At 52.2% G+C, this 13647-nt stretch carries 25 protein-coding genes; 1 reads left to right on the top strand and 24 read right to left on the bottom strand.

Annotated features, from left to right (window positions below; translation table 11 throughout):
* Window positions 1–1629: efflux RND transporter permease subunit (locus VEI96_11940; GenBank protein ID HXX58705.1), on the top strand; the 1629-nt coding region annotated here is incomplete at its 5' end.
* 311 nt (window positions 1630–1940) lie between these two features.
* Here the strand turns inward: VEI96_11940 and rplQ are convergent.
* The 24 genes from rplQ to rpsS form a co-directional block, all read right to left on the bottom strand.
* Window positions 1941–2435 carry a 50S ribosomal protein L17 gene (rplQ, locus tag VEI96_11935; GenBank protein ID HXX58704.1) on the bottom strand — a complete coding sequence of 165 codons (495 nt, stop codon included), beginning with the start codon at window positions 2433–2435 and terminating at the stop codon, window positions 1941–1943.
* Between the two features lie 32 nt (window positions 2436–2467).
* Window positions 2468–3472, bottom strand: a complete 1005-nt coding sequence (locus VEI96_11930; GenBank protein ID HXX58703.1) for a DNA-directed RNA polymerase subunit alpha — start codon at window positions 3470–3472, stop codon at window positions 2468–2470.
* A gap of 33 nt (window positions 3473–3505) precedes the next feature.
* The gene (gene rpsD / locus VEI96_11925; GenBank protein ID HXX58702.1) at window positions 3506–4132 is read right to left on the bottom strand and encodes a 30S ribosomal protein S4; all 627 of its coding nucleotides are present in this window, start codon (window positions 4130–4132) and stop codon (window positions 3506–3508) included.
* Window positions 4133–4519, bottom strand: coding sequence for a 30S ribosomal protein S11 (gene rpsK / locus VEI96_11920; protein ID HXX58701.1), 387 nt, complete (start codon window positions 4517–4519; stop codon window positions 4133–4135).
* Window positions 4520–4522: 3 nt separating this feature from the next.
* Window positions 4523–4897 carry a 30S ribosomal protein S13 gene (gene rpsM / locus VEI96_11915; protein ID HXX58700.1) on the bottom strand — a complete coding sequence of 125 codons (375 nt, stop codon included), beginning with the start codon at window positions 4895–4897 and terminating at the stop codon, window positions 4523–4525.
* Window positions 4898–4906: 9 nt separating this feature from the next.
* A complete protein-coding gene (gene rpmJ / locus VEI96_11910) occupies window positions 4907–5020 on the bottom strand; it encodes a 50S ribosomal protein L36 (protein ID HXX58699.1) in 114 nt (37 codons plus the stop codon).
* A 90-nt stretch (window positions 5021–5110) separates the two neighbouring features.
* Complete coding sequence (gene infA / locus VEI96_11905; protein HXX58698.1) at window positions 5111–5329, bottom strand: translation initiation factor IF-1; 219 nt, start codon at window positions 5327–5329, stop codon at window positions 5111–5113.
* Between the two features lie 21 nt (window positions 5330–5350).
* Entirely contained in the window at window positions 5351–6100 is a 750-nt protein-coding gene (gene map / locus VEI96_11900; protein ID HXX58697.1) for a type I methionyl aminopeptidase, read from the bottom strand.
* A 110-nt stretch (window positions 6101–6210) separates the two neighbouring features.
* Window positions 6211–7515 carry a preprotein translocase subunit SecY gene (secY, locus tag VEI96_11895; GenBank protein HXX58696.1) on the bottom strand — a complete coding sequence of 435 codons (1305 nt, stop codon included), beginning with the start codon at window positions 7513–7515 and terminating at the stop codon, window positions 6211–6213.
* Window positions 7516–7965: a 50S ribosomal protein L15 gene (gene rplO, locus VEI96_11890; GenBank protein ID HXX58695.1), complete on the bottom strand. Its 450-nt coding sequence runs from the start codon at window positions 7963–7965 to the stop codon at window positions 7516–7518.
* A gap of 9 nt (window positions 7966–7974) precedes the next feature.
* Entirely contained in the window at window positions 7975–8490 is a 516-nt protein-coding gene (gene rpsE, locus VEI96_11885; GenBank protein HXX58694.1) for a 30S ribosomal protein S5, read from the bottom strand.
* Window positions 8491–8570: 80 nt separating this feature from the next.
* Window positions 8571–8933, bottom strand: coding sequence for a 50S ribosomal protein L18 (gene rplR, locus VEI96_11880; GenBank protein ID HXX58693.1), 363 nt, complete (start codon window positions 8931–8933; stop codon window positions 8571–8573).
* An 18-nt stretch (window positions 8934–8951) separates the two neighbouring features.
* The gene (rplF, locus tag VEI96_11875) at window positions 8952–9494 is read right to left on the bottom strand and encodes a 50S ribosomal protein L6 (GenBank protein HXX58692.1); all 543 of its coding nucleotides are present in this window, start codon (window positions 9492–9494) and stop codon (window positions 8952–8954) included.
* 14 nt (window positions 9495–9508) lie between these two features.
* Complete coding sequence (gene rpsH / locus VEI96_11870; protein HXX58691.1) at window positions 9509–9901, bottom strand: 30S ribosomal protein S8; 393 nt, start codon at window positions 9899–9901, stop codon at window positions 9509–9511.
* A 10-nt stretch (window positions 9902–9911) separates the two neighbouring features.
* A complete protein-coding gene (locus tag VEI96_11865) occupies window positions 9912–10097 on the bottom strand; it encodes a type Z 30S ribosomal protein S14 (protein HXX58690.1) in 186 nt (61 codons plus the stop codon).
* 57 nt (window positions 10098–10154) lie between these two features.
* Window positions 10155–10697, bottom strand: a complete 543-nt coding sequence (gene rplE, locus VEI96_11860; protein HXX58689.1) for a 50S ribosomal protein L5 — start codon at window positions 10695–10697, stop codon at window positions 10155–10157.
* Entirely contained in the window at window positions 10697–11017 is a 321-nt protein-coding gene (gene rplX, locus VEI96_11855; protein ID HXX58688.1) for a 50S ribosomal protein L24, read from the bottom strand. Before rplX ends, rplE begins: the two co-directional genes overlap by 1 nt.
* Before the next feature lie 9 nt (window positions 11018–11026).
* Entirely contained in the window at window positions 11027–11395 is a 369-nt protein-coding gene (rplN, locus tag VEI96_11850) for a 50S ribosomal protein L14 (GenBank protein ID HXX58687.1), read from the bottom strand.
* Between the two features lie 13 nt (window positions 11396–11408).
* Complete coding sequence (rpsQ, locus tag VEI96_11845) at window positions 11409–11651, bottom strand: 30S ribosomal protein S17 (protein HXX58686.1); 243 nt, start codon at window positions 11649–11651, stop codon at window positions 11409–11411.
* Between the two features lie 12 nt (window positions 11652–11663).
* Window positions 11664–11876 (bottom strand): 50S ribosomal protein L29, encoded by a 213-nt coding sequence (gene rpmC, locus VEI96_11840; GenBank protein ID HXX58685.1) that lies wholly within the window; start codon window positions 11874–11876, stop codon window positions 11664–11666.
* The gene (gene rplP, locus VEI96_11835; GenBank protein HXX58684.1) at window positions 11873–12292 is read right to left on the bottom strand and encodes a 50S ribosomal protein L16; all 420 of its coding nucleotides are present in this window, start codon (window positions 12290–12292) and stop codon (window positions 11873–11875) included. The genes rpmC and rplP overlap by 4 nt, the downstream gene beginning before the upstream one ends.
* Before the next feature lie 27 nt (window positions 12293–12319).
* A complete protein-coding gene (gene rpsC, locus VEI96_11830; GenBank protein HXX58683.1) occupies window positions 12320–12982 on the bottom strand; it encodes a 30S ribosomal protein S3 in 663 nt (220 codons plus the stop codon).
* Window positions 12983–12998: 16 nt separating this feature from the next.
* Window positions 12999–13334: a 50S ribosomal protein L22 gene (gene rplV / locus VEI96_11825; protein ID HXX58682.1), complete on the bottom strand. Its 336-nt coding sequence runs from the start codon at window positions 13332–13334 to the stop codon at window positions 12999–13001.
* 3 nt (window positions 13335–13337) lie between these two features.
* Window positions 13338–13601 carry a 30S ribosomal protein S19 gene (gene rpsS / locus VEI96_11820; protein ID HXX58681.1) on the bottom strand — a complete coding sequence of 88 codons (264 nt, stop codon included), beginning with the start codon at window positions 13599–13601 and terminating at the stop codon, window positions 13338–13340.
* Between the last annotated feature and the right edge of the window lie 46 nt (window positions 13602–13647).

Here is a 13647-nt window from a genome sequence, read left to right as displayed (position 1 = left end):
AAGACATTTCAGGCGATGACAAACGGTTATGTCACTCTCGTCACCTTTATGGTGAAGCGGGCGGTCCTCTTTGTGATCATCTTTTCTGTCATCATCACGGCGTCCTTCCTGATCTTCCTGAGCAGGCCGACAGGGTTTCTCCCGACAGAGGATCAGGGCTATGCCATTCTCGTGACGATACTGCCTCCGGGCTCATCACAGCCGAGGCTGCAGCGGGTGGCTTACAAGGTCAACGACATCTTGAGAAAGACTCCCGGGATCGCCACCTGGGTGACCATAGGCGGCTTCTCGGTCCTTGACTTCGCTAACGTCCCGAATGTCTCGTCCACGTTCTTCGCTTACAAGGACTGGGGCGTACGAGGCTCGGCCTTGAGCCAGGACGTCATTATCTCGAACATAAACCGTCAGCTCGGAGGCATCGAGGACGCACTCGCCTTTGCGGTGATCCCCCCCCCGATCCGCGGACTGGGCCAGACAGGGGGCTTTCAGATGATGGTGGAAGACCGGACCAGTCTGGGTCTCGATCAGCTCAAGCGCTCAACGGATGAACTCGTCCAAGCGGGGAATTCGCACCCTAGCTTAGGGGGGCTTCAGACCACATTCAGCATCGGCAACCCGCAGCTCTATTTGAACATCGACCGGACGAAGGCAGAGTCGCTGCAGGTACCCGTATCGAATGTATTTGATACGCTCAGGGCATATCTCGGCTCGTCGTTCGTAAACCTCTTCAATAGATACAACCAGGTATTTCAGGTGTACGTCCAGGCTGACGACCGCTACCGACTCCAGCCTGAGGACATAAAGAATTTGTATGTCGGAAATTCCCGGGGCGAGATGGTACCGATGGGTGCCCTGCTTGATGTGAAGCCGTTGTTCGGGGCTGAATTGATAACACGCTACAATCTCTATCCTGCTGCAGCCATTTACGGCTCCGCGGCACCCGGATTCAGTTCCGGCCAGGCCCTCACTACCATGGAACAGATGGCCACTCAAAAATTACCCGAGGGGATCTCATACGACTGGACTACCTCCAGTTACCAGGAAAAAAAGGTCGGCAAACAGGCTTACTTCATTTATGCCCTCTCCATCATCCTCGTATACCTGGTGCTGGCAGCCCTATATGAGAGCTGGACATCACCTGCGGCTATCGTACTCGTTGTCCCGATGGCGCTTACCGGGGTCCTGCTGGCCCTCCTCCTGCGGGGATATGACAACAACCTTTTTACGCAGGTCGGCCTGGTGCTCATGATCGCACTCTCGAGCAAGAACGCGATCCTGATCGTGGAATTCGCACGCGATCTGCACCATGGGGGGATGAGCATTCCCGAGGCGGCTATTGAGGCGACTCGCCGGAGATTCCGGCCGATCGTGATGACCTCTTTTGCCTTTATATTGGGGGTTGTGCCGCTCGTCTTCGCCTTCGGGGCGGGCTCCGCCAGCCAGCGATCGATCGGCACCGTCGTTTTTGGCGGCATGATCTCTTCGACCCTTCTCGCCATCCCGTTCGTGCCGGTATTCTATGTGATCGTGGAACGCATCAGCGAACGGCTGAGAAGAGGAAAAACGTCCTCACCTCAGAAACAGGAAAGAACGGGCACCGAAGAGAAAGATCAAGGAACGGATCGATAGGATATCCGGAAAGCGAATCTTTCGCAGATCATCTCCGGAACGAAAGGGAAGCCAGGCCGCTTTCCTTTACTGTCATGAGAACTTTTTTCTTCATGAACGAACTCCGTAAAAAAAACCTATCGATAGAAAAATTGGTTACCAGGAAGGAAACGAAGCTGAAAATCGAGAGCAGTCGTTCAGTATCTTAACATTTCTTTTTCGAGGTCGCCGACCCCTTCTCGTTGACCCCTCACGTCGGGAGCCCCAGCCTGGGAAAGACGAGATACTGGAGAATGAGCCAGGCGACGATTACTCCCAGTATGAGCCAAAGATCACTCACCTTCTTTCTTCTTCCTGGCCCTCGCCGGTTTCTTTTCCTTTGCTTCTGTTGGCTTCGATTCCGCCTTAGCCTTCGATTCCGCCTTCTTCGGCTCTTCCTTCTTCGGTTCCTCTTTCTTTGACCTTATCTCCTCATAATCGATAAACTCAAGGACCGCCATCGGCGCACCGTCATTCACCCTGGTTCTTGTCTGAACCAGTCTGAGATATCCTCCGTTCCTCCCGGAAAATCTCGGCGCTATCTCATTGAACAGTTTTGCGATGGCGCTTCTGTTCGGGACTTGAGAAAGGGCTACGCGTTTCGCATGAAGGTCTCCCCGTATCCCCAAGGTCACGACCCTTTCTGCCAGTTTCTTCACTTCTTTGGCTTTCGCGAGGGTCGTCTCTATCCGCTGATGCTCAAACAAGGAGGCCATAAGGCCTTTCAAGAGCGCCTTCCTCTGATTTGCCGTCCTCCCGAATAATCTGCCGGAAACTCTATGTCGCATGCCTGTCTCTACCTCCACCAACCTGCATATCGTTATTTCAGTGAATCCAGATCGAGCCTCATGCCGAGGCGCAGCCCCATGGAATGAAGCACTTCCTTAATCTCGTTAAGGGACTTGCGTCCGAAATTCTTTGTCTTCAGCATCTCATGCTCAGTCTTCTGAACCAGTTCTGAAATCGTCTTTATCTGGGCATTCTTCAGGCAATTCGACGCGCGGACGGAAAGCTCGAGTTCATCGACGCTCTTCGAGAGATTCTCATTGACTGCAGGATCACCGACTCCTGACGCCATAGCCATCGCGGAACTTTCACCGGCCTCAAATTCCTCGCCTTCTTCCGCCTCTTCAAAGATAAAAAAGTCCATGTAATCCATAATGATAGAGGCCGCCTGGGAGATAGCGTTCTGGGGATTTATCCCCCCGTCCGTCCATATCTCTACCACGAGTCTGTCATAATCGGTCGCCCTTCCGACCCTCGCCTTTTCGACGGTAACGTTGACCTTCTGGATAGGGCTGAAGACAGAGTCTATCGCAAGCATATCAATCGGGAGACCTTCTTCCTTGTTGAGTTCTGCCGGGACATACCCTTTCCCTTTCCGGATAAGGAGCTCGGCATCGAAGACGGTACCCTTGTCGAGAGTCGTAATGCTAAGATCCGGGTTGAGGATCTCTATCCCTGAATCGAGGTGCAGGTCGCTGCCCTTCACTTCCCTCGGTCCGTTCACCTTGACAGTGACCACCTTCTTACCGTCCCCGTGCATCTTAAATCTCAGCTTCTTGATGTTCAGGATGATGTCCAGAACATCGTCTTTGATTCCTGTCAGACTCGAAAACTCATGCAGGGCTCCCCGCATCTTGACGGCGGTAACAGCAGCACCCTCTATCGAAGAGAGAAGGACCCTCCTCAGCGCGTTGCCGATGGTGATGCCGAAGCCCCGCTCAAAGGGCTCTGCAACGAGTTTTCCGTAAGTATCGGTGAGAGTCTCTTCGTCAAACCGAATCTTATCGGGTAATTGAAAGCCTTTTTTCCTTAAATCCATTAGGCCTCCTCTGCCTCAAAATTACTATGATTCCTATTTCGAATAAAGCTCAACAATGAGCTGCTCTTTTACAGGAAGCTGTATCTCTTCCCTCAACGGGACGTGGAGAACCTTACCTCTGAAATTGGCAAAGTCCATCTCGATCCAGGCCGGAATTCCGCGGTGGCCGACCTTCTCGAGGCTCTCCTGAATGAAAGGGATAGACCTGCTTGACTCCCTGATTTCTATGGTGTCCTGGGCTTTCACAATATAGGAGGGGATGTTCACCGGTCTGCCGTTAACGAGGAAGTGCCCGTGGGTTATGAACTGCCTCGCCTGCCTCCTGTTGGCTGCGAATCCCATTCTGTGAGCCACATTATCAAGGCGACATTCGAGAAGCTGCAATAATACCTCACCGGTTACCCCCTTGCGCCTCTCCGCTTCGTGGAAATATTTCCTGAACTGCCTCTCGACGAGACCGTAGGGCTTTCTCACTTTCTGCTTTTCCATGAGCTGCACCCCGTAGTCGGAGAGTTTCGCACGGCCCTGACCGTGCTGCCCCGGGGGATATTTTCTTCTCTCCACACCGCATTTTTCCGTGTAGCACCGGTCTCCCTTAAAATAGAGCTTCTCGCCCGCTCTCCGGCACATTCTGCATACTGGTCCGATATATCTCGACACTTACACCCTCCTTCTCTTTGGGGGTCTGCATCCATTATGGGGAACCGGCGTCACATCCTTTATGAGGTTAATGTCCAGACCTGCCGCCTGTAACGCCCTTATCGCAGACTCCCTTCCCGCGCCCGGACCCTTAACAAAGACGTCCAGTTGCTTCATGCCCATATCGATGGCCTTTTTCGCTGCTGCCTCCGCAGCCATCTGCGCTGCATAGGGCGTCCCCTTTCTCGACCCCTTGAACCCGAGGCTTCCGGAACTCGACCACGTAACCACCCCGCCGGTCTGGTCGGTGATGGTGACGATCGTATTATTGAAAGTCGCCTGAATATGGGCCGCGCCTACGCTGATACTTTTCTTCTCTCTTTTAGCGGTCTTTTTTCTCTGCGCCATATATTAAGCCTCCTTCTTCTTGCCCATAATAGTCTTCCTCGGCCCCTTCCGTGTGCGGGCGTTTGTCTTTGTCCTCTGCCCCCGGAGAGGCAATCCGAGGCGGTGTCTAACCCCGCGGTAACAGCCGATATCCGTAAGCCTCTTTATGCCCATGGCTATGTCTCGCCTCAGGTCACCCTCAACCTTGAAGTCCCGGTCAATGACGTTCCTTATTTTCACAATATCATCATCTTTCAGTTCCTTGACCCTGACATCAGGACTGATCCCGGTCTCGCCGAGTATCTTCTGAGAAAGGGACCTGCCGATACCGAAAATTCTCGTCAGCCCTATCTCAACGCGCTCGTTCTTTGGTAAATCAACACCCGCGATCCTCGCCATCGCTTCCTCCTATCCCTGCCTCTGTTTGTGGCGAGGGTTCTCACAGATCACCCTGACGACTCCCCGCCTTTTCACAATCTTGCACTTTGAACATATGGGCTTTACCGACGATCTCACCTTCATGTTTCTGCTCCCTTTCAGCTAACGAGTATCTGCACATTGCCGGCTGCTATTGAATATATATCGTTCCGGCGACTGCGATCTCCCGCTCTTTTATTTGAATCTGTATGTTATCCTACCTTTTGTAAGGTCATAGGGAGAGAGTTCGATCGTGACCTTATCCCCGGGCAGTATCTTGATAAAGTGCATCCTCATCTTGCCCGACACATATGCGAGAATGACTTTCCCGTTCTCGAGTTCAACCCTGAACATCGCATTTGGCAACGTTTCAACGATCGTACCCTGAACCTCTATATTCTCTTCTTTTGCCATAAAGTATCTATTTTAATGAAATTATTCTATTCTAGTCAATATTCTCGGGCCATTCTCAGTGATGGCTATCGTATGTTCGAAATGCGCCGAGAGGCTGCCGTCCGAGGTCACCGCCGTCCATCCGTCATCGAGGACCCTAACCTCATATCTGCCTTCATTCACCATCGGCTCTACAGCGAAGGTCATCCCTTCCTTCAGCCTCGGCCCTTGTCCGGGACCGCCATAATTGGGAACCTGCGGCTCTTCATGCAATGATCTCCCTATCCCGTGGCCGACAAATGTCCTTACAACCGAAAAACCGTTTTTCTCTACATGTCTCTGGATGGCATATGATATATCCGAGACCCGGTTCCCCGGCTTCGCTTTCGCGATACCGAAATAAAGGGCTTCTTCCGTTACGGTGATGAGCCTTTCCGCCTCTCTGCTTATCTTGCCGACCGCCAGGGTGACGGCTCCGTCACCATAAAACCCGTTCATGAATACCCCCAGATCGATGCTTATGATATCTCCCTCTTTCACCGCCAGCGACGACGGTATGCCGTGAACGACCTGACTGTTTACAGAGGCACATATCCCGGCCGGGTAGCCCCTATACCCCTTAAACGCAAGCGTTCCACCCCTTGCTACCACCATTTCCTCTGCAAATCTCTCCATCTCCTTCGTCGAGATGCCGGGTTTGACAATCTCTCTCAGGGCGTTAAGGGTCTCGGCCACAACGCGGCACGCCTCGGCCATCCTATCGATCTCCTCAGGAGACTTTATGATGATCATCCTCTTGCGCCGAAGCCGGAAGCATCACTATCATTTTCAAAGAGCCCCTCCGGAGCGGTCCGAAGGCAAAACAAATCAGCCAATCAGGGCAACCCCGCTGAACATCGCTCTCATCTCCTCCCCTTGATCCTGCCCTTCTTGAGGAATCCTTCATAAGACCTCGTCAGGAGGTGGGACTCTATCTGTGAGACCGTGTCGAGAGCAACACCGACGACAATTAACAGAGATGTGCCGCCGAAATAAAAGGGCACATTGAATTTCCTTATCAGGAATTCGGGGAGAACGCAGATGACGGCCAGGTATATGGCACCTACAAAGGTCAGCCTCGAAAGAACCTTGTAGATGTACTCGGATGTCTTCTGGCCGGGACGTATGCCGGGGATGTATCCGCCATATTTCTTGAGATTATCGGCGATGTCGACGGGATTGAAGATAATAGCGGTATAAAAATAACTGAAGAAGAAAATCATCCCGACATAGAGCAAGGTATAGAACATGGTCCCAGGAGAGAGTTGCCGTGCCACGCTCTGCACCCAGGGTATGGGTATAAACCCTGCAACGGTTGCAGGAAACATGATGATCGAAGAAGCAAAGATGGGAGGAATCACCCCGGATGTGTTTATTTTCAGGGGCAGATGGGTGCTTTGTCCTCCGTATACCTTCCTGCCGACCACCCTCTTTGCATACTGAACGGGTATCTTTCTCTGTCCCCGCTCTATGAAAACGATCGCACCGACAACGGCGATCATCATGATCAAGAGAAAGACGACGAAGAAGAGGGAGAGTTCGTTCGCCTGAACCAGCCTAAAGGTGCTGATGACGGCGTTAGGGAATCTCGCCACGATGCCGGCAAATATGATGAGGGATATTCCGTTTCCTATGCCCCTCTCGGTAATCTGTTCACCGAGCCACATGATGAATGCGGTGCCTGACGTGAGCGTTATCATCGTCAGGAGCCGAAAGGACCAGCCCGGATTCTGGATAAATGCCCCCTGAGACATCCCTTCGAGTCCGACGGCTATTCCGAAGGATTGTATCGCACTGATGACGACCGTACCGTACCTCGTATACTTAATGATCTTCTTCCTTCCGGCCTCGCCTTCCTTAGCCATCTTCCCGATGGCCGGTATGACGACCGTGAGAAGCTGAAGGATGATCGAAGCGCTGATGTAGGGCATGATTCCGAGGGCGAATATAGTCACCCTGGACAGCGCGCCTCCCGAGAACATGTCGAAGAAGCCCATCAGGGCCCCGCCCTTTTCCGTAAGGAACTTGCTCAGTTCCTCTCCGTTGATGCCCGGAGTCGGGATGTGAGCTCCTATTCGGTATACCGCCAGGAGACCAAGGGTGAAGAGCACCCTGCTCTTCAGTTCGGCTATCTTAAAGATATTCTGGAAGACCGTGATAATTCGCAATCAGATCACCTCAGCCTTGCCGCCGGCCCCGGTTATCTTACTTAACGCAGCCGCACTGAAGGCGTTCGCCCTGATCGTCAGCGGTCTCGTCATTTCGCCTCCGCTGAGGACCTTGAGTCCGTCCTTCATGTCCTTCAGGATGCCGGCCTGAAATATAATCTCCGGGGTTATTACCGCTATGCCCTCTATTTTCGCAAGGTCTCTGAAATTGACGGTCGCATACTCCCTGGAAAAAGGATAATTCTTGAACCCCCTCTTCGGGAGCCTCCTCTGCATCGGCATCTGTCCTCCCTCGAAACCAGCCCTCTTTCCCTTTGTGCCGCCCGATCTCGCTTTCTGACCTTTATGCCCCTTGCAGGAAGTTTTGCCGTGTCCGGAACCAACACCCCTTCCGACGCGTTTACACCGCTTTTTGCTGCCCTCCGCAGGTTTCAAATCTTCGATTCTCATGACGATCCCCTATTCCTTTACCTCTTGATTATCCTGCTCTTCTTCGCCCCTCTTCCTGAGTTTTGTTACAACGCCCGGGTCTTTCAGATTCGATAGGCCGTCAAGCGTGGCCTTGACTGTATTAAATGGATTATGCCCTCCGAGGGACTTGGCGACTATATCCTGTATTCCCGCAACCTCCAGGATCGCCCTGACGGCACCCCCGGCTATAAGCCCGGTGCCTTTCACTGCAGGGTTCATGACGACAGAGCCGGCCCCGTATCTGCCTATTATCCTGTGTGGTATCGTCCCCTCTTTAATAGGGAATTTCATGAGGGATTTCTTCGCCTGCTCCACAGCCTTGCGGATGGCTTCGGGGACTTCAGCTGCCTTCCCTTTTCCTATCCCGACGACTCCGCCGCCGTCACCGACCACAACAAGGGCGCTGAAGGAGAACCTTCTCCCTCCCTTCACAACCTTAGCTACTCTGTTGATATACACTACCCTGTCTTTCAGTGTCAGCCCGTCTGGGTCAATCCTTGCCACCATACCTCCTTACAAAGCTATCGTAATAAGTTGCAGGTTGTCAGCCAAGAACCGACAACTCCCCAAAAAAACAACAACGGCTAAAACTCCAGTCCTGCTTCCCTCGCCGCATCAGCGAACGCCTTGACTCTTCCGTGGTAGAGGTAGCCACCCCTGTCAAAAACAACCTTCTTTATTCCTTTGGTCAAGGCCTTCTTCGCTATCAACTCCCCGACCTTCTTTGCCGTTCCCACGTTCCCTTTGTGTCCCTTCAGGGGCTTAATCTCCGCCTCGAGGGTCGAAGCTGCTACGAGTGTCTCCCCTTTGGAGTCATCAATGACCTGTGCATACATCTGACTGAGGCTTCTATAAACGGAGAGTCTCGGTCTTTCAACCGTCCCCAAAACCCTCTTTCGTATCCTTTGATGGCGCCTTTCTCTTCCCTTTCGCGTATCTTCAGCCAACCTCCTACCTCCTCGTCTCTATTTCTTTCCGGCCTTACCGACCTTAAGCTTCAAGCGCTGACCCGCATAACGAATTCCCTTGCCTTTATAAATATCCGGGGGCCGTAAGGCTCTGAGATTGGCTGCGATCTGACCAAGCAGCTGTTTGTCTATTCCCCTGAGGGTAATCGTCGTCTGTTTCTGATCCACGGCCGCACTGACGCCTTCGGGAAGGTGATATTCCACGGGATGAGAATATCCGAGAGTGAGCGATATCTTGTTCCCCTGAACCTGTGCCCTATAGCCGACACCCGAGATTTCGAGAACCCTCTCGTATCCCTGAGAAACCCCGGTAACCATGTTTGCGATCAGGCTTCTCGAAAGTCCGTGCAATGACCTCTCTTCCTTCAGATCGCCAGACCTGTTCACGAGGAGCTTACCTTCACTGAGCTCGACCGTAATTCGCTCGGGATAAACCCAGTTCATCTCCCCCTTTGGCCCCTTCACCCTGATCGCGTTCCCGGCCAGCGTGACGTTCACCCCTCCGGGTATATCTATAGGTTTCTTACCGATCCTCGACATGCTTCATCCTCTCCTTACCAGACGTAACAGATTACCTCGCCGCCGATTCCCGAATGGCGGCAAGACTTATCGCTCAGAATTCCTGTGGGCGTCGTGAGGATAGCGATGCCGACCCCTCCCATGACGCGCGGAATCTCTTTGCTCCCCACATATACCCTTCGCCCCGGTTTGGACACTCTTTTCAACCCAGAGATCACATTCTCGTTTTCGACATACTTTAGGGTCAACCTGAGAATCCCCTGCTTCTTGTCCTTTAATATCTTATATGCCCTGATGAATCCTTCTTCCTTGAGGATCTTGGCTATCTCGAGCTTGATCCTTGAGGCCGGGACATCAACCTTCTCAGCCCTTATCAGTGCAGCATTCCGTATTCTCGTGAGCATGTCTGCGATGGGGTCAGTTAACATCCGTTCACCTCTACCAGCTTGATTTCGTCACGCCCGGGATCTGTCCCCGGAGCGCGAGCGTTCTGAAACAGATTCTGCACATCCCGAACTTTCGGAGGAAGGCCCTCGGTCTTCCGCAGACCCTGCACCTGTTATAGGCCCTTACCGCAAACTTCGGTTCTCTCTTAACCTTTTCTATCATGCACTTTTTAGCCATCATCACCTCTGCCCCTATGAAGTCTCGGACTTCATAGGCACCGTTTATAGAAAGCGCTTATTTCCTGAAAGGCATGCCGAGATGCCGTAAAAGAGCCTTGCTCTCCGCATCCGTCTTCGCCGTAGTGCACATGATGACGTCCATTCCGTGCACCATCTCAACTTTGTCATAATCGATCTCCGGGAAAATAAACTGCTCCTTTATGCCGAGGGCATAGTTACCTTTCCCGTCAAAGGCCTTGCCGGAAACGCCCTTAAAATCTCGTATCCTCGGAAGGGCGACACTGATAAGCCTGTCAAGAAATTCATACATCCTGTCTCCTCTCAAGGTCACCTTGCACCCTATGGGCATCCCCTCTCTCAGCTTGAATCCTGCGATGGATTTCTTTGCCTTCGTCTGAACAGCCTTCTGCCCCGTAATCATCGAGAGTTCCTTTTGGGCGGCGTCCAGGAGCTTAATATTTTGTATCGCCTCTCCGAGACCGACATTGATCACGATTTTCTGCAGTCTCGGGACTTCCATGATATTGCCGTAGGAAAACTCTTTCATGAGTGCCGGTACCACATCCTTGCCGTACCTTTCCTTCAATCTCGGAACCATTACTGGTCAATGACCTCCTTACATTTCTTGCATGCCCTCACCTTCTTGCCGCCTTCGAGCACAACATTGGCGATGCGCGTGGCCTTGTCACATTTCGGACAGATGAGCATCACATTGGATATATGAATGGGCGCCTCTTTTTCGATGATTCCGCCCTGGGAATACTTCTTGCTCGGTTTCATGTGGCGTTTGATGACATTGACCTTCTCGATAATGAGCTGATCTTTCGCGGGCATCACCGAAAGAACGCGGCCTTTCTTGCCCCTCTCCTTGCCGGCGACTACCTGTACGGTATCCTGTCTCTTGATTGCTAAGCCCATGGAAACCTCCTAAAGAACCTCTGGGGCCAACGAAATGATCTTCATAAATTCCTTCCACCTCAGCTCGCGCGCCACGGGTCCGAATATCCTCGTGCCTATCGGTTCATTCTGCGCGTTAATGAGCACTACGGCATTCTGATCAAACCTGATATAGGTACCGTCAGGTCTCCGGTGTTCCTTCTTCGTCCTCACGACAACGGCCTTTGCCTTTTCGCCCTTCTTGATATTGCTGTCGGGAATCGCTTCTTTCACACTCACTACCACGATATCGCCAAGCCTCGCATACCTTTTATGGAAGCCTCCCATGACTTTTATGCACTGGACCTTCTTTGCACCCGAATTGTCCGCCACATCGAGCATGCTCCTTGGTTGAATCATCGCAATTCACTCCTTAACCCTTTTCTATTATCTCCAGAACCGCCCATCTCTCCTCTTTGCTCAACGGCCTGGTTTCGATGATGGATACCGTATCCCCTGCCTTGCACTTTTTCTCCCCGTCATGGACCTTGAATTTCGTGACCTGTTTCACCGTCTTCCTATAGACAGGGTGTTGATAGAGACGCGTGACCGCCACCACTACGGTCTTCTCCATCTTGTCGCTCACAACCTTACCCGTATAAATTTTCTTTGGCATTCCCTACCTCTCTCAGCGCCCAGTGAGACCCTGTTCGGTCTTCTGTCTTGCCGCTATCACCGTTAAAACTCTTGCTATGTCCTTTCGCACGGCACGAATACGCATCGGGTTTTCCACTTCGCCCGTGGCGAGGCGAAACCTCAGGTTAAAGAGCTCCCTTCTCAGATCCTGATCCTTCTGCCTGAGTTCATCGATCGTCAATTCTCGCAATGCGGACGGCTTCATGTTGCAATCTCCTCCCTGCTGACGAATTTGGTCGCGATGGGAAGTTTATGCGCTGCAAGCCTGAATGCCGCCTTCGCAACTTCCTGGGTCACACCCGACATCTCATAGAGTACCCTGCCGGGCCTCACCACAGCCACCCAATACTCAGGCGACCCTTTGCCTTTCCCCATTCTCGTTTCGGCAGGTTTCTTCGTTATCGGCTTGTCCGGGAATATCCTTATCCAGACCTTGCACCCCCTCTTCACATGCCGTGTAATGGCTATTCTCGCAGCCTCTATCTGCCGTGAGGTAATCCATCCCGGCTCGAGGGCCTTTAACCCGAATTCACCGAAGGAAACATCCGCACCCCGGTAGGCCTTACCGTTCATATTTCCCTTTTGCATCTTCCTGAATTTGACCTTCTTGGGCATCAACATCTTTCGATCACCTCATTGCAGGGCAGGCTACGCAACCGCCTGAACTTCGCTGGCCCTCTGAGGCTCAGGAAGTATGTCACCGTTGTAAATCCAGACCTTAATTCCGATCGCTCCGTATGTCGTCCGTGCCTCCGAAAACCCATAATCGATATCAGCCCTGAACGTATGGAGCGGAACCCTTCCTTCCCTGTACCACTCTGTCCTCGCGATTTCAGCGCCGGCGAGCCTGCCGGAACAGGCAACCCTTATACCGAGGGCCCCGAACCTCAGCGCCGAGGCAACCGCCTTTTTCATCGCCCGCCTGAAGGATACCCGCTTTTCAAGCTGCAACGCGATATTTTCGGCAACAAGCTGCGCGTCGACCTCAGGCTTTCTTATCTCCTTTATATCTATGGCGGTCTCCCGTCCTGTCAGGGCCTCCACTTCCTTCCTCAGTTTTTCGACCTCAGCACCCTTCTTGCCGATGATGATCCCGGGCCTTGCCGTATGGATGATGAGCCTCACCCTCTGGCCTGCCCTTTCTATCTCGATCCGTGATACCCCCGCATGGAAGAGTTTCTGTTTTATGGTCTTTCTCACATTGAGATCTTCGATCAGCTGGTCGGCATAACCCCTTTTCAAGTACCACCGGGATTCCCATGTCTTTATGATCCCTAATCTATTCCCTATCGGATGTGTCTTCTGGCCCAAGGTCAACCTCCCAATATTAATTTTTCTCGGACAAAACGAGCGTTATGTGAGATAATCTCTTCCTGATGACATTGGCCCTGCCCATCGATCTCGGCTCCATCCGCTTCATGACCGGCCCCTGGTCAACATACGCCTCTGCTATCACCATTTCCTCAGGATTGACAACCTTCTTCTGTTCGGCATTCGACATGGCAGACTTCAAGATCTTTTCTATGAAGTCTGCTCCCCTATAGGGCATGAACCTCAGGGCGATAAGGGCATCTCCCGCCTTCTTACCTCTCACAAGATCCACAACCCTTCTCGCCTTTCGCGGTGTTATCTTTGCGTATTTCAGTATAGCTCTTGACTCCATAATTTAACCTTTCGTTGCATGCCCCTTAAAAGTTCTCGTGGGTGAAAATTCACCTAATTTATGGCCTATCATATTCTCCGTGACATAGACAGGGATAAATTTTTTCCCGTTATGAACAGCAAAGGTGAACCCGATAAACTCAGGAATTATCGTGGACCTCCGGGACCATGTCTTGATGATCTTCTTTTCCCCGGCATCGAGCATCTGCGTCACCTTCTTCATGAGCTTCTCGTCCACAAAAGGGCCTTTCTTTAAGGACCGCGGCATTTATTTACCTCCTCGCCTCTTTACGATGAATTTGTCGGTTCTCTTG

The sequence above is a fragment of the Thermodesulfovibrionales bacterium genome (assembly GCA_035622735.1).
Taxonomy (GTDB): Bacteria; Nitrospirota; Thermodesulfovibrionia; order Thermodesulfovibrionales; family UBA9159; genus DASPUT01.
Note: the sequence above shows the minus strand (reverse complement) of the source record. Positions and strands in the feature narration are given on the sequence as shown.